The sequence below is a fragment of the Alteromonas sp. ABM1_013 genome, from assembly GCF_056160505.1.
Genome location: NZ_JBSWXH010000002.1, coordinates 164,930 through 179,526 on the forward strand (window position 1 = coordinate 164,930; position 14,597 = coordinate 179,526).

16 protein-coding genes are annotated in these 14,597 nt (G+C 42.1%); 5 read left to right on the plus strand and 11 right to left on the minus strand.

What is annotated here, in order from left to right:
* Positions 1-9 precede the first annotated feature (9 nt).
* Positions 10-507 (plus strand): DUF6644 family protein, encoded by a 498-nt coding sequence (locus ACXAGK_RS05395; RefSeq protein ID WP_474854679.1) that lies wholly within the window; start codon positions 10-12, stop codon positions 505-507.
* Positions 508-581: 74 nt separating this feature from the next.
* Here the strand turns inward: ACXAGK_RS05395 and ACXAGK_RS05400 are convergent, their stop codons facing one another.
* Complete coding sequence (locus tag ACXAGK_RS05400; RefSeq protein WP_474854681.1) at positions 582-1,754, minus strand: AI-2E family transporter; 1,173 nt, start codon at positions 1,752-1,754, stop codon at positions 582-584.
* Between the two features lie 212 nt (positions 1,755-1,966).
* Here ACXAGK_RS05400 and ACXAGK_RS05405 point away from each other — a divergent pair, with 212 nt between their 5' ends.
* Positions 1,967-3,055 carry a Gfo/Idh/MocA family protein gene (locus tag ACXAGK_RS05405; protein ID WP_474854683.1) on the plus strand — a complete coding sequence of 363 codons (1,089 nt, stop codon included), beginning with the start codon at positions 1,967-1,969 and terminating at the stop codon, positions 3,053-3,055.
* A gap of 127 nt (positions 3,056-3,182) precedes the next feature.
* Here the strand turns inward: ACXAGK_RS05405 and ACXAGK_RS05410 are convergent, their stop codons facing one another.
* The 8 genes from ACXAGK_RS05410 to ACXAGK_RS05445 all read right to left on the minus strand — a co-directional run bounded on the left by ACXAGK_RS05410 (position 3,183) and on the right by ACXAGK_RS05445 (position 10,517).
* Positions 3,183-4,256 carry an ADP-ribosylglycohydrolase family protein gene (locus ACXAGK_RS05410; RefSeq protein ID WP_474854685.1) on the minus strand — a complete coding sequence of 358 codons (1,074 nt, stop codon included), beginning with the start codon at positions 4,254-4,256 and terminating at the stop codon, positions 3,183-3,185.
* A 90-nt stretch (positions 4,257-4,346) separates the two neighbouring features.
* Entirely contained in the window at positions 4,347-5,135 is a 789-nt protein-coding gene (locus tag ACXAGK_RS05415) for a lipase family protein (protein ID WP_474854687.1), read from the minus strand.
* 198 nt (positions 5,136-5,333) lie between these two features.
* Positions 5,334-5,690 (minus strand): RidA family protein, encoded by a 357-nt coding sequence (locus ACXAGK_RS05420; RefSeq protein ID WP_474854689.1) that lies wholly within the window; start codon positions 5,688-5,690, stop codon positions 5,334-5,336.
* A 124-nt stretch (positions 5,691-5,814) separates the two neighbouring features.
* Positions 5,815-7,647, minus strand: coding sequence for a lipoprotein N-acyltransferase Lnb domain-containing protein (locus ACXAGK_RS05425; protein ID WP_474854691.1), 1,833 nt, complete (start codon positions 7,645-7,647; stop codon positions 5,815-5,817).
* 3 nt (positions 7,648-7,650) lie between these two features.
* Positions 7,651-8,007: a hypothetical protein gene (locus ACXAGK_RS05430; RefSeq protein WP_039223413.1), complete on the minus strand. Its 357-nt coding sequence runs from the start codon at positions 8,005-8,007 to the stop codon at positions 7,651-7,653.
* Positions 8,008-8,197: 190 nt separating this feature from the next.
* Entirely contained in the window at positions 8,198-8,740 is a 543-nt protein-coding gene (locus ACXAGK_RS05435; protein WP_474854693.1) for a redoxin domain-containing protein, read from the minus strand.
* 9 nt (positions 8,741-8,749) lie between these two features.
* Entirely contained in the window at positions 8,750-9,346 is a 597-nt protein-coding gene (locus ACXAGK_RS05440) for an NAD(P)H-dependent oxidoreductase (RefSeq protein WP_474854696.1), read from the minus strand.
* A 262-nt stretch (positions 9,347-9,608) separates the two neighbouring features.
* A complete protein-coding gene (locus ACXAGK_RS05445; protein ID WP_474854698.1) occupies positions 9,609-10,517 on the minus strand; it encodes a LysR family transcriptional regulator in 909 nt (302 codons plus the stop codon).
* Positions 10,518-10,605: 88 nt separating this feature from the next.
* On the opposite strand from ACXAGK_RS05445, the gene ACXAGK_RS05450 reads away from it, so the two are divergent.
* Positions 10,606-11,622 carry a Gfo/Idh/MocA family protein gene (locus tag ACXAGK_RS05450; RefSeq protein WP_474854699.1) on the plus strand — a complete coding sequence of 339 codons (1,017 nt, stop codon included), beginning with the start codon at positions 10,606-10,608 and terminating at the stop codon, positions 11,620-11,622.
* A gap of 338 nt (positions 11,623-11,960) precedes the next feature.
* On the opposite strand, the gene ACXAGK_RS05455 is transcribed toward ACXAGK_RS05450, so the two are convergent.
* Positions 11,961-12,323: a cupin domain-containing protein gene (locus ACXAGK_RS05455; protein WP_438823648.1), complete on the minus strand. Its 363-nt coding sequence runs from the start codon at positions 12,321-12,323 to the stop codon at positions 11,961-11,963.
* Positions 12,324-12,385: 62 nt separating this feature from the next.
* Positions 12,386-13,000, minus strand: a complete 615-nt coding sequence (locus tag ACXAGK_RS05460) for a LysE family translocator (protein ID WP_474854701.1) — start codon at positions 12,998-13,000, stop codon at positions 12,386-12,388.
* 99 nt (positions 13,001-13,099) lie between these two features.
* Between ACXAGK_RS05460 and ACXAGK_RS05465 the strand changes: the two genes are divergently transcribed.
* Entirely contained in the window at positions 13,100-13,981 is an 882-nt protein-coding gene (locus ACXAGK_RS05465) for a LysR family transcriptional regulator (RefSeq protein ID WP_474854703.1), read from the plus strand.
* Between the two features lie 123 nt (positions 13,982-14,104).
* Positions 14,105-14,338 (plus strand): hypothetical protein, encoded by a 234-nt coding sequence (locus tag ACXAGK_RS05470; protein WP_474854705.1) that lies wholly within the window; start codon positions 14,105-14,107, stop codon positions 14,336-14,338.
* Positions 14,339-14,597: the final 259 nt, after the last annotated feature.

Here is a 14,597-nt window from a genome sequence, read left to right on the forward strand (position 1 = left end):
GGCGTAAAAATGAATACTTTTCTATCCACAGTGATCGATACATTACAATCAAGCCAGCTTAATCATTTCGTTATGGACAATGCCGCAGTATTTCCAATATTAGAAATGGCACATTTTTTAGGTTTGAGCATGCTTTTTGGGGCTCTGCTGATCGTAGATTTACGTCTTGTAGGTGTAGCCAAAAAAATTCCGCTAAACAATGTTGAGTTGTTTCTCCGTTTTGCCCTTATCGGTTTTGCTATTAATTTGATTTCGGGTGTCTTATTTGTAGTAGGCGACCCTGGACGATACCTAGTTAACCTTGCTTTCGGGCTTAAGATGCTGGCTATTGGGCTAGCCGGTGTTAATACGATTTACTTTGTAAAAAGAGTAAAACCGCAACTACATAAGACTCACCAGCCACCAACGATAGGCAAAGAAGCAGCGGTAGTGGCTTGGTTATCTATAGCGCTATGGTTGTGCGTTATCGTATTAGGTCGCTTCATTCCTTATTTAGAAACACCTTAAATAAAACTCACTTATTACATCTTTCCATATTTTCATTGCAACGGAAGTCGTATTTTTAGCAAGATAAGAAGGTGTTACTTCGACTCAATAAGCCTTATCCAGTGGTTAAACACCCCTAAGTTTGCCAGTATTATTTTCACACACATTAAGATAGGTACAGCAAGCAACACACCAATTACGCCCCACAACCAACCTGTTATTGCTATCCAAATTATAATAATGAGTGGATTAAGCTGCATACTTCGTCCTAAAACAGCCGGTGTGATCAACTGAGACTCGGTGATATTTAAAATAAGAAAGACCCCCGCGGGTAAAAATACACTACTTGTAAGCCCAAACTGAACTAGCCCCACAACAAGAAGTACAACGCAGCTAGCAACGCCACCTAAATAGGGTACGAAGTTCATTAAAGCGACTAGTGCCCCCCACAATAAGGCATCTTCGATACCAAAGTAATGAAATGCGCCTGCGGTAGCCAGCCCTAAACAAGTATTTATAATACTAATCGTTACTATGTATGAAGAAAGCTCCCGTTGGATTTGATCGACTAACACTAATGCTCGTCTTTTATCCGTAACCACGGGAAAGTCTCTTATGAAAACGTGAAACAGGTTAGGACCGAAAACTAACAAGAAAAAGATTAATACTACACAGCCCAGCATTTGCGCTAGCAAAAAAGGCGCGCTACTAAAAAGCGTTAAACCCATATCAATGCCGGTTTGCTTAATTTTGTCGGTCACTGAATTTGTTTTATCAGACTGAGTCTCCGGAATATCGGGTTCATCCTTGTCGCCAAACCAATCAAAAATCGAAGACTCTCTTTCTTCGGTCTCGGTCTCGGGAGGAGGTGGAGGGGTAGTAAAGGCGTCAATACTGCTACTAATTTCTTCTATCTCTTCCGTTATTTCGGCAGCTATTTTAGGTAGGGAGTGTAGCCAACGTTCGGCGGGCTCAGCGAGCTGTACTGATAACAAAGTAAAGGGGGCTACCAACAGTACAATTAGAGCGCCAGCCGAAATTGTCCGTGGCACATATACCTTTCTAGCAATGGCGACAAGTGGGCTGAGTAGTAAGGCTATAAAAGCTGAAAAGAACAGTGGAATTAGAAGTGATTTCGCTAAATACATGGTGTAAATAAAGGCGAAGATCACCAGGGTGTTCAGCAACTTAGTTTGCTTGGCTATTTTAGGGTACGCACCAGTTAAATTCTTTCGTTGTTGTTCGTTAGTAGAGCCAGCGTTATCCATGTCTTAGCCTTGGGTGAGAAGCGAAATTTGCGCGATTTTTTCGTCAATCTTGAAGAAGAAAGAGTATAAATATTACGAAAATTTCATGTTTAAAGTTCAATTCCTTCAAACTCTAGTCTTCGTATCTTCTTCGACAATATTTGGGTGATCTGTATAGGCAAGTAAAGCACTATTAAAATCAAACATGGATTATTGTCTTATGGAGAGGGCTAATGCCTGGTATTACTCGTCGTCACTTCCTTCAAATAGCGGGTTCAGGTTTACTCGTTGCCCACAGCCCTTATTTACTCGCTCAGACACCTAAGAAGAAACTAGGCGTAGCCTTGCTTGGTTTAGGCAATTACAGCACAAATTTATTAGCGCCAGCGCTACAGCACACCAAGCATTGCGAGCTGCGAGGCATCATCACGGGTAGCGAAGAAAAAATTCCCAAGTGGCAAAGAAAATACGGTATTAAAGACCCCAACGTATATACATACAGCTCAATGGCAGAAATAGCGAATAACGACGATATCGACATTATCTATGTCGTTACCCCCACAGGTACGCATAAAGACTTCGCAGTGCAAGCCGCAAATACGGGGAAACACGTGTGGTGTGAAAAGCCAATGGCCATGGATAGTGAGGAGTGCCAGGCCATCATCAATGCCTGTAGTAAAAATAATGTGACCCTGTCTATTGGTTATCGCATGCAGCACGAACCTAATACCCGCACTTTTCATCAATACCTTGAAACGAAACCCTACGGAGATATAACTGCCGTGTCGAGCTTCGCTGGTTATGCGGGGCAGGGTAGACCAGCTGACAACTGGCGTATGAAAAAGCATATGGGAGGCGGTGCCCTTTATGACATGGGCGTTTATGCAATAAACAGTGCGCGCTTTTTAACGGGGCGAGAGCCCTTGTCTGTTACCGGTAGTCATCCTCCAAAGCGCTTCCCAAACAAGTTTACTGAAGTTGATGAAACTACCTTATTCACCATGGACTTTGGTAACGGGCTGGTGGCGGATTGCGGCACTAGCGTAGTAAAAGGGTTTAACCATTTTAAAGCTGACTGTAAAGACGGTTGGTATCAGCTAAAACCAATGCAGAGCTACAACGGTGTTACGGGTACAACATCTGATGGGAAAACACTGCCACCTATTGACGGTATGCAGCAAACACTTCAAATGGATAACGACGCCCTAGCCATATTAACTGGGCGACAGCCAATGGTACCTGGTAGTGAAGGGCTTGCTGATATTAAGATTGTTAACGCGATATTTGAGGCAGCGAAAACGGGTCAAACGATTACGCTGTAAGATTTTGCCACAAAGTTAACTAGGGTGAAGCGAACATCATTAATTAGTAGCTTACAATGCGCTCAGTTAGACATTCGCTTCGCCCTGAAAGTACACAGCCTTAAACTACAATACTTTTATATCCTAATTATTCCTCGGCGAGCGAATCGATCAGCGAATTTAGCTTTTTCGCATCAGTTAATTCACTAAACCATGGCATTATTTCTGCCCCGTGCATTAAACCTAGTATGGCCCCTAACACAAAACCGCGATGCACGTTGTCACCGCCCACATTAGTGTTTGCTACAAGCGCTCTTTTCGGATTATCTGCGTAGCGGTATGCGAAATACAAAACGGCGGGCCAGGCGTCTGAGATATAACACGCTGGCGAATACATGCGCCCTACAACTTCAATATCGCTTTTGTTTTTTGCCGTAAGGGACGGCAAGTTCAACCCTGCTGAGTTACGCGCAATTTCATCTAAAATGTCTTTGGGTGATTCATCTTGGCGGTGAACCAATTTGTATATCAGCTCTACATAGTAATCACAGACTGAAGCTAACGACTCGTCGGGATGAGTTAAATATAGATGCTTACGACACAGGTGTTTGATGTCATTAAGCGCAGTGTTCTTAGCTGCTTCTACTACCGCTAAAGGTGTTACTGATACAAAAGCCCCTATCGAAGCTGTATCGTGGGTAACCGCTCCACATTTTTCTGCCGGAATGCCTTGTACGAGATTTGCGAAAAAACCTCTGTGATAAGACTCGGCATACGTGTCGGGGTGCTTAGGAACATCGGCGCGCATAAAGCTAATGTATTGGTTTAAAAACTCATCTGCGTCATAGCCTTTAAGCGCGCAGGTTAAAACAATACGGGCACAGTGGGCATTAAGCGTATTTTCACCTGCTTTCATTCCCTGATGGTAATGAACGTTGTCTTTACCCCAGTACTGCCTTTTTCCTTTTAGAATAACCTCACCCACTATCTCTTTTTGGCTAGCTGATGCTTTGTTTGCCCGTCCACCTTGCTGAGTAGAGTGTAGCGACATTATTGAAGAGGGGTGGAACGTTGGAGCATCTTCAAATTGTTCGATACCTAATGGAAAGGCTTTATAAATATCGGCAGGGTTGTAAAACCAGTGCACCGGCATAGCGAGTGCGTCGCCGACAAATGCGTTTTTGAGTGCTGCTCTTGCGCGTTCTACCATTAATGAAGCCATCTTTCCTCTCGCCTGCCAACTAACTCATTGGGATGGGTATGCGTGTATTAACTCATTTAAATTACGCGCAAATGGCCAAAAATGATCGCTTTAATGCTCGTCAAACAAAGACTTGTTGCGGATATATTTTCGCATGTAGTGGTAGGTAATAGGGCGCAACAACCAGCTTTTAAGAGACATTAAAAATCGCCTGTGAGTAGGCGTGTTTTCATAAATTTTATCATCATGCAGCCACAGCATTTTACCCACATGCCAGAAGTAAAAAGGGAAGGGAGGCATAAAGGTAATAACGTCTAGGTCGCAGCAAATGCGATACGTTCGATGGTGTAACAAGTAATGCTTGTACCAAGAGCGGGTGCCAACAGCAGGTTGCCCAAAGGTAACCACTCTTTTTACTGACTTAGGGAACCGTCTTTCGAAATAATCGGCCATGAGCACGGCGACCGCACCACCGGATGAGTGACCGATAAATGAAAACCGTTTGCCTTGTGCACGAAGTGGCTCTAATACTTTTACGAGTAGTTCTCTGAGTGGTAAGGCGTCATCAGAGGTTTTTGTACTTGAGTACATAGGTTGCGCAAGTAATCGGGCAAACCCCCAGTGGACAAAGAAACTTCTATTTAACTGGTGCAATTTATAGGGTATGAAAAACAGGTTAGCAAACCAATCTTTGAAGCCTAAGGAACCTCGGAAAACGATGATGACTTCTTTTTTGTTCTCTACCCACAGGATCCTCACGCTCATTCTGCCGTACTTATCGACAAGATGTCGTTCATGAAAAGGGTCGAGTATTTTTTCGTATTGCGCGTCGGCATCGGGGTAGGCGAGTTGACAGAGGATGGCATATCGTTCGTATTGATAGCGTTTCAATTTCTTCATGAAAACTCGTATCGGAGCAATGTGCGTTTTGAAATAGTGCTTTTGACGGCACTTTCAGAGAACCTTATACGCTATAGGATATTTATTTCAGAGATATTACGGCGAGAAAAATTTGGATAAATTTAGCATGGAAGGGCTCTATGCAATTGCGGTATATCATCAATCATAGAGCCTAGAATCCGTTCTTGCTTTTAATGCTTAGTCTGCAATCTCAGCAGCAACAACTGAGATTTCTACAAGCAGAGCCTCACGCGCCATATCGGCTGTAACACAAGCTCGCGCCGGAGCGTAACCCTCTGGTACCCAGTTGTCCCACACCTCATTCATTTTCGCAAAATCATCCATGGTTTTAAGGTAAATGGTCGCTGAAAGCATATGCTTTCTATCGCTGCCTGCCTGTATAAGCAGACTGTCGACTTTATCTAACATGGTTTGAGTTTGATGAGTAATATCTTGCGTGGCATCTGCGCATACTTGCCCGCATAAGTAGATGACGCCATTGTGCTTCACAATACGACTCATGCGCTGCTTAGTTTCCATTCGTTCAATGTTCATTAATTAAAGCCTTTTAAGAAGTGAGAAGGGTTTGTGCTGAGCGACTTTAATTGGTTTGGTGGGGGACTTCAATTGTTAGGCAGCACCAAATGAAGTAACCCCAATACATCCCACTATGAGTAAATTAAAAACGATAACCCAACATAAAAGCTGCGCTAGATTCATATTCATCGGCAACTTTCTGTATATTCACTTCAAAATCTAACGCGATGTTTTCGAAACCATATTGGTGCAAGCTAAGTGATGCTGCATCGATTGGCTCATCACTTCCATATTGGTTGAAGGTCCTACTTAAGCTAATCGCCAACTTACTATTCAGTTTTGTATATGCATATAGCCCAATAACGGGTTTGGCGTACACAAATGCTTCGTGCTTGTTAGCGCCTGCACCTACTATGATGTCGCTATACCCCCCTAAACCTTGCATTACTTCACGTGTTAAGCCTAACCCAAACTCCGATTGCACAATGAGTTTGCGTTTTCGCTCGTCAGTTAGCACGCGGTTTAGCCCTATGTTAAATGATGATGACCAGTTGCTTATATTTTGTGTAACAGGTACCCGCGACACCATTTGGTAAAGCATGGCCTTGTCCATATAGATATCACCTAAGTTGCTTTGTTCTAAACCAACTCTGAACTCAACGTCGGCCAAGATAAGCTCGGTTTCACCAATCATGCTTCTGTTGTCGTCGGCTAGCCTTCTTGCAACAGGAAAGGCTCGAATTGACATAAACGAACGGCTGTCTTGATGAGTGAAGCCGGCAGCAACATATCCTTCTTGCTGGCGAGTGGAAGGAACAGGAAACTCAGACACGTCTAAAGAAAGGTGTTGATATTTAGCATCAAACGCTGCAATTTCAGCGGAGTTCTTTTGATATTTCTGTTCTGAAATTGTTTGAGCTGACCTAAAGTATTGATTAAGCGCCAGTGCGTATTTGGTTTCAACAAACGAAAGTGATAATGAATCTAGCTGAGCGCGAGCTAAATGCGAAGATATGGCAGACGCGCGTTTACTCCCGATACTTTCTTCTAACGTCGTTATTTCCCATTTGTTAGAAGGAACAAATTGGGTTGATGCAACGAGAGAGTTTGCTTGTGCAAATTTAACAACATCAAGAGGGGTCAGCCAGCTTGCAACCTGATTTAGATGAGCAGGACGAGCAATATTTACCAACAACTGAGTAACGGTGGCACAGTTGAATATATGAAAAAAATAAGCGGGGCTCTGCTGTCCCAATTCCCATATGTAGTCTTGTACAAAGTGGCGCTGCTGCTCACTGAAATCTAGCGTGTATCGCCAAATATTTCTTTGCTCTTCATAGAGGTAAAACTGCTCAAATTCTTGGTAAGGAGCAACCTTAAATACGCCTTCTTTTCCTGTCATCAATGTTTCGTACATGATGTGAGGGACGTTTAAAGAGTCTAATTCTGTAAAAAACGTAATACCGTGCTTAACGGGAATGCCTTTATAGTTAGTTCCATCTAGTCGAAGCATAATATGCCCCATCATAGAGCTCGCAGATGTAACATTTTCTGAGGCATAAATTAGTTTGATACTATCGGCCGGAACACTTTCAACAAATTTGCGATATTCTGCGCAGTGCTCGGCAGGGGTAATAGATTCGAATTCTGGTATGTAACGCTTGAGCAGCCGTAAACGAGCAGGGTAGTTGCAAATGTTTTGGGTATTACGCTGAAAAAGGTCTATGGTAGCTTGCGCTTCGGCCAACGGGCTGACGAACGACTTTGATATATAGATAGAGGTGTCGTTAGTAATTGGCTTCCCATTTTTTAGTTGTAACAATAGGTGCCACAACGGGTCGTTAGCTATTTGCTGTAACGTTGCGCTATCAACTTTCGAGTAGCTAGTTTGAGTAACGTCACTGGCCGTGGAATTAGCTGAAAAAATCAAAAAAAAGGAAGCAAGAATGCTTCCTTTTAGAATTCGAGTAAACATATCTTATTTACAAGGTACGCTTACTGAATCTTGGTATTTCCACATTTTGTCTGAGCCGTAATCGGTAGACGAACCGAATACACCGCCACTAATAATGTTGATGAAAAACGCAGATTCGACTTCTTTGTTCAAGTTAACGTCGGTACATTTTGCATCGTCAGCAACTAGCACTTTATCTTTGTTCTCTTTCTTAACAGTAACTACACCAGGAACTGTTTGAGACATGCCATCAACAGTAACTGTAGTCGTTTCACCGCTAGTTGTTGTAACGTTTATTTTGTGTGTTTCTTCGGTAAGAATTGTGGCACAACCTGAGGTAAGAATAAGGCTTGCAGCAGCTAGTCCAATTATTTTTTTCATTATATTTCCCTTTCTGATTTTGAATGTCGAATTTTCGACGAGCGTTAATATAATGTTTGCGCTATAAAAATCAAATAAAGATTGTTTCTAAATTGGTCTGCTGGTGGGAGAGGGCAAATATAAGTAAGCGTATGCGCCAAGATAATGCAGTTAGTGCCAAGTAACCCTGACACTAACTTCATCAGTGCGCTTATTTGTGCATACCGCGAATAGGGTAGTTGTTATCAGGGTTACGAATCCAGCCCAAACCACTTACTAATGTCTCTAACTCAGGTCTAACAAATGGGTTGTTAGAAATATCAGCGACGTGCACATTACCTTCATTGTTCACAACAAACAGCGCGGGCTCAGAAAACGGGTGATCAGTTTCTTGAGGAGATCTTGGATCAGAGATATATACGCCTAATTCTTCCATTTGCTCCACCGTTAAGCCGTACGCAATTGGAAAGTTAATGTCCAACCTAGGCAGGTGACTTTCAAGCTGCGCTTTACCGTCGCCAGACACCGCAATAAGGTCTACGCCAGTTTCGGCAAGATAACCTCTAACACTCTCAAGTTGATTGAGGTATCGAGTGCACAGTGGGCAATGTTGCCCTCGGTAAACCACTATCATTTTCCAATCAAGACCGTTCTCAGGTGTCGCTAACTTTTTAGTGTCGCCATTTAACAGCTTTGCTGAAATATCTGGAAAGGCAGAACCTGCATGTAACTTATTGGTGTATTCAGTACTCATGATAAATCCTTAAAAATGCTTGTTGATGTGGGCTTCAAAACGTTTGAAATCGTTTTCTACATCGGCGTTTTTCATTACGTCAAAGCTAGCGAAAGTTTCCATTGGCTTCATGCCAAAGAACTTAAAGTTCATATGCATTGGAAATAGTAAATCGTCTACAGATTTACCTTCGAAAAACTCTTCGCTGTCGTTAAATGACTCTTCTGGAGCATTGAAGGTTAAAGACATCATATATTTAACGTCGGTAAGGGTACCGCCTGTGCCGTAGTTTTTCTTCGGCGCTTCTTCAACGCGACCATCGCCGGCACATAGGGCTCCACCCATACCTGCAGTGTAGATTTCATCCATATACTTCTTGAAAGACCATGGCACACCCATCCAGTTAATTGGTGCCTGTAGAAGGACAATGTCAGCCCACTGATGATGGGCCAACTGTTCTTCAACGTTGTGCTCTTCGGCCATTGTCACTACACGAGTGTTATAGCCTTTAGCTTCAAGAAGCGTTACTGCTTTATCGACGAAAGATGCGTTTAGCTTGCCTTCCGAGAAAGGGTAATACTGGTGTGCATTAATAATTAGTACATTGCCTGCTTTTGTGGTGGTCATCTCAAAACTCCCAAAAAAAATTGAATAAAGATTATTGCTTATAGGTAGTTTATTTTAGTGACCTTTTAACTTTAAACAACTAGTAGTGTTTTAGTAACTATGTTGGGGATTAATGGGATATTGTATAAATTGACTTTGAATCAATTGGTTAAGTGATTAAAGAATGTGGGTTGTCGAGCGAAGTTTATTGCAGCCTTCAAGCGCTTACTGCAACGAAGCTTATTTTTATTGCTTCTAGGCAAACAGTAAATTTTCACTCTATTCAATTAGACAAGACTTGGTGTATTTCATTTCTTAGCCACCTTCTCATTGGATCCTGATGCGTGCGTCCGTGCCATATTTGGCTAATGTTTACCTTTGGTAAGTCAATTGGACACTTATGTATGGTTAATCTGTCGAAAGTGAAAGCATACATTTTAGCGATAGACTCCAAGCACACTAAAATGCAGTTTGTATCTTTTGCAATAAGCGGGGGCGTTAAAAAACTTGAAACGCCAGCAACAACATTTCTGGTTAAGTTTAGATTACGTAGTGCTTTATCTACTATTCCGTCAAGATCTCCGGTTAGTGTAGTGACGATATGCCTAGCGTCTAAAAAAGTGTTTAGGTCTAGTTGCGCTGTTGGGGCAAGCTTTTCGCTGCTACTTAAAACAACGAAAGACTCGTCTCTTAGTTTTTGCTGATAAAAGGTATCAGGTAACTCATTGTAAAAGCCTGCAATAGCTAAATCACATTCGCCTGTTTCCAACTCTTTTTTGGGCACTTTGCCCAAGGTATTGTGGCAGACTATTTTAAGGTTTGGTGCCTTCGTTTCTATTCGCGTTAGCAGATCAGGCAATAACAGTTGCTCAATAAAGTCTGTCGTATATATGTGAACAATATCTTCATTAAGTAAAAAGTTTTGAGATTCGAGTTGATGATATAAGCCTTCGATAGATTGAACGGCTTGCAATACGAGCGGCGCAATTTGTTCAGCTAATGGGGTTATGGTTAAGCCTCTAGCTGCCCTTACGAAAAGCGCGTCATCGAATTCATTCCTTAACTTATTTAGCTTATGGCTAAGTGCAGGCTGGCTAAGAGCCATGCGTTTAGCTGCATTGGATAAGTTCCTCTCTTCAAATAAAACCTTAAATACATAAAGTAAGTTTACGTCTTTGGTTGAGATATTCATAAATTGGATTGGTGTTATTTAACCTATTCATTTCTTGTGATTCTAGTTTGTACTTAAACTTCCCGTCAATTAATCACTGGAGGTAAGTATGAATAAGTTACGTTTAGGTATTGTTGGTTCAGGCATGATAGCGGGTATTATCGCAAATGCAGTAAAGCAGGTAGAAAGTATTGAATTAGCAGCCGTGGCAAGTCGCCGCCCGGTTTCAGCTAAAGCATTTGCTGATGAGCATGGCATTAACCTCGTGTTTGATACATGGCAAGAGATGTTAGCGTCAGACTCGATTGATGCAATTTATGTAGCAACACCAACGGCAAGCAAAGAAGAAATTGCGATTTATGGCGCACAAAACAAAAAGCATTTGCTGGTGGAAAAGCCTTACTCAAGCGCAAAGTCACTAGAAAACATGATAAATGCAGCAAATGTGAATGGTGTTAGCTTTATGGACGCTACGCATTTCACCCATAATCCGCGGACTAAAGTCGTTAATGACATAATGGAGAAGGAAATAGGTGCACCACAAGCGGTTAGAACGTCTTTTTTCTTCCCATTCATGGATAAAACTAACATCCGTTTCGATACCTCAAAAGAGCCGACAGGCGCAGTGGGTGACATGACTTGGTATTCAATGCGGGCCATTGCCGAGTATTTGAAGCCTACGGCACCGCTAAAACAAATTTCTGGCGCAATTGTTAGGGACGAGGAAACCAATGCTGTCATCCGAGGTTCGGGCGTTGCAGTGTTTGAAGATGGCAAATCGTCTACCTTTGACTTTGGCTACAACGTTGGAACGTGCCTGATGGATTTAGATATTCTGGGTCATGAGGGAGTATTTAGCATGTCTGACTATGTACTTGATTGGAAGAATGGTTTTGCATTTGATAACCAAGACCATGTTGTCGGTTTTACTAAGCGCAAAGAAATGCAGCAACCCAGCGAGCATCAATATATTGAAGCAGATTCCTCAGAAGCGCAGTCAGTCTTTATGATGAGAAATTTTGCGGCGCTAACATCGGATGTGGAATCGACCGAAAATGCAAAAGCGCAACACTTGGCCCTATTAACCCAGAGGTTGCTAGACGCATATTGGGATGCAGTGGCATAGAAGATATGGCACCTGAGTCCGAGCTTGATTGGTCCCCATGCGATGAAGCGAAGCTCGGGCGACCCCCCTTGCGTGGCGATTTGCTGAAATTCAGGCACAAAAAAACCGACTCAAAGGTCGGTTTCAGTATCTACTTCTAAAAGAAGAAGATGGTACCAGTGGGCGGGCTTTGATTGGACCGACACTCGGCCGCCACGCTATCGCTAGCAACGGATTTTGAAAGGTTATCGTGTACTTTGTTCTTATAAATCAGTGCCTTAATTCTCTTATAAATAGCTTTGCAAAGCTATTGAGAATAAGTCTCGCTTATCCCCAAAATATACAAGTGGTAGTGGCCGTCAAATCCAAACGTCGTTTTCAGCTCTAAGACCACTATCTGTATCACCAGTATTAACCACGCCTTTGGGCTCAATGAGCATTACGTGACACTCTTTTTCTGCTACAGGCTTATGCTCGACTCCTTTAGAAACTATGTACATTTCCCCTTCATTTAATTCGACACAGCTTCCTCGAAGCTCAATGCGCATAGAGCCGGAGATAACAAAAAATAGCTCATCGGTATCTTTGTGGTCATGCCAAGTAAACTCTCCCTCAAATTTTGCTAGTTTTATTTGATAGTCGTTCAACTCCGAAATAACCCGAGGAGACCAAAAATCATTAAATTTTCCAAATTTATCTTTTAAATTTATTGCGTTAGCCATTATTTTTCCGATATTTACGTTGATTGTTTCTATTAAATAAAAAAGTTACGTTCGATGTCCGATTAATTGCTGGTAAATAACATCACACCAAAGATCACAAGTCCCATTCCGCAAGCTTGATTTATAATGCGACTAAATTGCTGAAAGGTACCGAGAGCCTTGGTGGATGTAACAAGAAATGCCAAAAAGCAAAACCAAATAATGTGTAGTAACGTGATGTACAGACCATATATCAATACAAACATAAAGTTGTTCTCACTTTCCGGTGACACCAGTTGACTAAACACACTGAGAAAAAATAACATTGTTTTAGGGTTTAATGCGTTACACAAAAAGCCTTGTGCAAAACATTTCTTAGCACTGCTATCAACCGTCTTTTTATTCTTAATGTCAATGGTAAGTTTCGAGTTAAACAATCCTGAGAGACCAAGATAGATCAGATACGCTGAGCCTGCGTATTTAACTAAACCAAAAATAGCCTCGTTATGTGATAAAAAGTGACTAATTCCGAATGTTGAGTAGCTAACGTGAATACAAATGCCAAGGCCAATGCCTATTCCAGTCATTAATCCTGCCTTCCTTCCACTACATAGGCTATTTTTTAATACTAATATGAAGTCTGGCCCTGGGCTTACAACGATTAATAGGCCTAAAGCTGCATAGCTGATTATTTCCATTTCTACTCTCTTTACTCCTCTAGCTTACCGTCATTGTAATGACTAAAGAGCGAGTTATAATCGAAATAAACGCTTAGTTAGTGTGAGAAAAAATCACAGATGAGACACCTTAAAGCCTTTCATGTTTTTCATATTGCAGCAGAATCTACCAGTTATAGTGAAGCGGCAGATAAGCTGTATATAACTCACGGAGCAGTAAGTAAACAGATAAAACTGTTAGAAATGTATCTTTCTAAGACATTGTTTTATAAAAATGGTCGGGGAATGAATCTTACTCAGGACGGGGAGTTGCTTAAGCGATATACCAATGTAGCTTTTGATGCGTTAAATACTGGCATCAGTAAGCTAAAAGAAACAACAAATGATTATCTTGAGGTTTCCTGTGAACCAACATTAACTATGCGTTGGCTTATGCCAAGGCTTTCAAATTTCTATCAAAGCTCTGAGATTGATATCCGGCTGTCTACAGCGGGCGGCCCCGTTGTTTTAAGTGAGGCGGGGTTGGCAATGGCAATCCGCCGAGATGACTTTGATATACCTTCTGACTACGCGAAACACAATTTGGTTGAAGAATGGGTTGGCCCGGTAATGTCTCCTCAGTATTGGAACATGATCCAGAACAATCATGCGAGTATTACTTTGCTTCATAGTAAAACGCGTCCAGATGCTTGGGATGATTGGATCGCGGTATCACATCATGCTCTTCACCTGAATAAGTCTAACCAATCGTTTGATCACTTTTACTTCTGTCTACAGGCTGCGGTTGATGGTCTGGGAGCAGCAATCGGCTCACTTCCGTTAGTTGCTGACGACCTTAAAGCTGGGAGGCTTATTGCTCCATTTGGTTTTTGCCCGTCAGGGCATAATTACTTACTAATACGACATTCACAAAACCTGAAAGCAAAAGAGGAGCGGTTTCAGCAATGGTTGGGAGCTGAGCTTTCGAATTGTACCCCTGATAAGTTCGAGTTATGCATTTAATCTAAATTACAGGTGCTTATGATGTATATTGCATATTTTCGACCTTGGGGATTGCAGAATAAGAGTGATGAGTCGTTGTGCCATGCCGGTTACTAGACGGGATAGTGTTATCAACAGGGTAAAATGAATGCTAATCCTTTTATTTATGGGCGAGAGCCGACTCAAAGTGCGGTTTCAGTATCTGCTTGTAAAGAAGAAGATGGCATCGGTGAACGGGCTTGGATAGACCGATACTCGGCCGACACGTTTGCGTGGCGATTTGCTGAACTTCAGACACAAAAAAACCGACTCAAAAGTCGGTTTCAGTATCTGCTTCTAAAAGAAGAAGATGGTACCAGTGGGCGGGCTTTGATTTGACCGACACTCGGCCGACACGTTTGCGTGGCGATTTGCTGAAATTCAGACACAAAAAAAACCGACTGAAAAGTTGGTTTAATGTTTGGTACCAGTGGGCGGACTTGAACCGCCACGCTATCGCTAGCAGCGGATTTTGAAAAGTTAGTGTTTGAAATAATTATTTCAAATCAGTAAGTTAAATTGTAATAATGACGCTTTGCAAATTCTTTGCATGACTAACAGCTTTTCGCAAAGAAAATGCTTATAGCCACTTTACCCG